Below are 3,743 nucleotides of genomic sequence, written 5' to 3' on the forward strand. Positions count from 1 at the left end.
ATTCGGATCCGCAGATCGCCGAGCTGTTGCGGGACATCGACGCGGACTTCCTGATCGCCGAGGTGCCGACCGCGCTGGTCCAGTCCCTCGAAGGGCTGGAACGGGTCGCCCAGATCGTCCGCGCGATGAAGGCGTTCGGGCATCCCGGCACCGAGGAGATGACCCTGGCGAACCTCAGCGAGCTGATCGAGAACACGCTCGTCGTCGCGGCCGGCGAGACCAGGTACGTGGCGGACCTCGAGACGGAGCTGGCGGATCTGCCGCTGGTGCGGTGCCATGCCGGCGACATCAATCAGACGTTGCTCAACCTCGTGGTCAACGCGGCGCACGCCATCGACTCGGCCGGGCGTGGCCGGGGCACGATCCGGGTGACGACGCGCCGGGACGGCGACGAGGTGGTCATCGAGGTCGCGGACACCGGCAACGGTGTGCCGCCGGAGATCGCCGACAAGCTCTTCGATCCGTTCTTCACCACCAAGGAGGTCGGCCGGGGCACCGGGCAGGGCCTCTCTCTCGCTCGGAGTCTCGTGGTGGACCGGCACCACGGCGCCATCGGGTTCCGCAGCGAGGTCGGCGTCGGCTCCGTCTTCACCGTGCGGCTCCCGCTGGACGCGCGGGACCAGCCGGCGCTCCCGACCACTTTGGAGGTAGCGGTATGACCGAGAAACCACATGTGGTCTTCGTCGACGACGAGCCACGCATTCTCGACGGGCTTCGGCGCATGCTCCGCCGAGAAAGCTCTCGCTGGGAGATGTCGTTCGCGGCGGGCGCGGCGGAGGCTCTGGCGGTGATGGCGGCCCGTCGCTGCAATGTCGTCGTGTCCGACTTCCGCATGCCCGGCATGGACGGCGGGGAGCTGCTGAGCCGAGTGCAGACGCTCTATCCCACGACCGCCCGGGTCATCCTCTCGGGCCAGACCGGCGAGAAGGACGTGCTGCGCGTCATCGCGCTGGCCCATCAGTTCCTGACCAAGCCGGCCGGCCGCGACCAACTGGTGCAGACCGTGGACCGGCTCATCGCGGCTCAGGCCGCGACCGGCGACGACTCGGCTCGCCGGGACGTCTCCATGGTGGACTCGTTGCCCAGTCCCTCCGGCGTGGTGATGCAGCTGATCACCGAGTTGAACGCGGAGGACGCCTCGGCGGAGTCCGTCGGCGCCATCATCGAGCAGGATCCGGCGGCCGCCGCCAAGGTGCTTCACCTGGTGAATTCGTCGGCCTCGATGGTCGGTCACGTGGTCACCGACGTGGTCCAGGCCGTCGCCCTGCTGGGCACCCACACGGTTCGCGGACTCGTCCTGATGCACGACGTGGTCCGCAGCCTCGATCCGGAGGGGGTGCTGCCCAACGGCTGGATCCAGAATCTCACCGACCACTCGGTGCACACGTCGCGCCTGGCGCGTCGGCTCGCCGGCAGCGCGCCGTGGGCCAACGAGGCGTTCACGGCCGGCTTGCTGCACGAGGTCGGCCAGCTGGTTCTGGCCTCCTCCCGCCGGGACGACTATCCCGGTGCGCTGAGCACATGGCGTGACGTCAAGCCGGCCGGCGCCGAGGCCGATCCGGAGGTGAGTCCGCGGCTCGACGAGGTCGAGCGGACCCTGTTCGGCACTTGTCACAGCGAGGCCGGCGCGAACCTTCTCGCGCTCTGGGGGCTTCCCGCCGCGGTGGTGGAGTCGGTTGCCGGGCATGCCGCGCCCGGCACGGTGTCGTCGGTGCAGGACCCGGCGGCGGCGGTCGCCTTCGCGCACCGGGTCGTCGAGGCGGAGCTCGGTGACGTGTGCGGGTCAGGCGGCCACGGGTCCGACGCCTTCGGAGAGGATCTGGGTGAGCCGGAGCGCGAGGCGATCGAGCGCTGGCGGGCTACGTTGCGGCAGTGACGTCGGTGCCCGGCGGGTACACCATCACCGGCTCGGCGACCCCGTCGTCCAGGGTCGCGAAGTTGCGCAGGCGGCTCATCAGGCTCGTGGTCACCTCCTGACCGGGATTCACCAGGAGGGTGCCGGTGCCGCTGCGCACCGGCGCGGCGAGCACCATGCCGATGCGCAGGTCCGCCAACGCGACGGCGCTGACCGCGGTGGATGCCTCGCCCTGCACGGCATCGGTGAGCGCATCCAGCAGCACCGGGTCGTAGTGACCCGGCCGGGACCGCAGCGTCACGCAGGCGACGCCGGGAGCCACGCCCTCGCAGATCAGGGAGTCCAGGTCCTGCACGATGTGCAGCAGACGGGCACCGAACGGGATGTCCTCGCCGGCCAGGTTGTCGCCGGGCGGCCCCGAGCCGTCCCAGTTCCGCCGCGAATACCGGATGGCGTCGGTGATCGCCGTCAGCCGCGGGATGGGCGCGATCAGCCGCTCGGCCACGTCGGGGACTTCGTCCACCATGCGCTGTTCGGCAGCCGTCAGCGACTCGGCCGCGCCGAGCCGCTCCACGACCGAAGGCGGTAGGGACACGGCGCCGAGCTGCGACATCATCACGCTGAGCTCGACCGCCCACCGGTCGGCGACGGCCACCCTGTCGAGGACGGCGACGGCCGTGCGCCGCATGCGCGTGGCCCGCGCGAAGGCCGCCGGGTTCGCCAGCGAAAGGACGTCCACCAAGGCGTGCACGCAGCCGCGCAGCGTCTGTTCCAGCAGCTCGCGCTCGCCGATGACGAGGCGGTGCTGCGCCACGCAATCGTGCAACGCCGCCGTCAGCGTCGTCTGGTCCACCGGTTTCAGCAACATGCGGAAGATGCCGCCCTCGTTGACCGTGGTCGCCGCGTCGGGCAGGTTAGTGTGCCCGGTGAGCAGCATCCGGGTCGCGTCCGGGGCCGCCTTGCGGACCGCGGCGAGGAACTCGGCGCCGTTGATGCCCGGCATGAGGAAGTCCGAGACGATGACCTCGAACGGCTCGTCCCGGCCCAGCGAGAACAGCCCGTTGGCGGCACCGACCGCGGTCACCACGTCGAAGTCGCGACGCAGCTGACGGCGCAGCCCGTTCAGCAGATGGGGCTCATCGTCGACGAACAGGACCCGAGGCAGGGTCATCGGAGCGGTCACCTCCGTCCATCAAAGGGATATCCGCTTCAAACTATCCGTGGCGCGCCCGCTATGTGGCGGTTCACTGGCCTTCGCCCTCCACCCGCACGGGCAGGCAGATCGTGAAGGTGGTGCCGGCCCCCGGGCTGGACTCCACCCGGATCGAGCCGCCGTGCTTCTGCACGATGCTGGAGTACGCCATGCTCAGGCCCTGACCGGTGCCCTTCCCGACCTCCTTCGTGGTGAAGAACGGGTCGAAGATCCGCTGCTGGGTGGCCTCGCTCATACCGGTCCCGTCGTCGCTGACGGCGATCTCGACGAGATCCTGCCCTCGGGTGGTCCGGATCCGGATGTTTCCGAGCCCGCCGCCCTCGCGGTGACCGGCCGCCTCGATGGCGTGAGCCGCATTGACGATGAGGTTCAGTACGACCTGCTTGAGCTCTCCCTCGTAGCACGGCACCAGGCCGACGTCATCCGCCAGGTCCAGGCTGAGCTCCGCGTAGTACTTCCACTCATTGCGAGCCACCTGCGCCGTGCTCTCCACGGCCCGGTTGATGTCGACGTTGCTGCGGCCCTGGCCGGGATGGGAGAAGTCCTTCATCGCGCGGACGATCTGGGCGACCCGTTCCAGCCCTTCGAGGGACTCGACCAGGGCGGTCGGCACCTCGGCGATCAGGAAGTCCGCGTCGATGTCCCGCAACAGCTCGGCGATCTGCGGATCCGAGC

General features: G+C 69.9%; 4 protein-coding genes. 2 read left to right on the top strand and 2 right to left on the bottom strand.

Translation table 11 applies throughout. The features are described 5' to 3' along the window. Positions 1 to 659: ATP-binding protein (locus tag AB0M20_RS31795; protein ID WP_364304017.1), on the top strand; the 659-nt coding region annotated here is incomplete at its 5' end. Next, positions 656 to 1,876, top strand: coding sequence for an HDOD domain-containing protein (locus tag AB0M20_RS31800; protein ID WP_364304018.1), 1,221 nt, complete (start codon positions 656 to 658; stop codon positions 1,874 to 1,876). The genes AB0M20_RS31795 and AB0M20_RS31800, both read left to right, overlap by 4 nt. Here the strand turns inward: AB0M20_RS31800 and AB0M20_RS31805 are convergent. Both AB0M20_RS31805 and AB0M20_RS31810 read right to left on the bottom strand, forming a co-directional pair. Continuing rightward, complete coding sequence (locus AB0M20_RS31805) at positions 1,860 to 3,026, bottom strand: HD domain-containing phosphohydrolase (protein WP_364304019.1); 1,167 nt, start codon at positions 3,024 to 3,026, stop codon at positions 1,860 to 1,862. The genes AB0M20_RS31800 and AB0M20_RS31805 overlap by 17 nt on opposite strands. 73 nt (positions 3,027 to 3,099) lie before the next feature. Continuing rightward, positions 3,100 to 3,743, bottom strand: a 644-nt coding sequence (locus AB0M20_RS31810; RefSeq protein WP_364304020.1) for an ATP-binding protein, incomplete at its 5' end; no start/stop codon positions are given.

The sequence above is a fragment of the Actinoplanes sp. NPDC051633 genome (genome assembly GCF_040681735.1).
Lineage (GTDB): Bacteria > Actinomycetota > Actinomycetes > Mycobacteriales > Micromonosporaceae > Actinoplanes.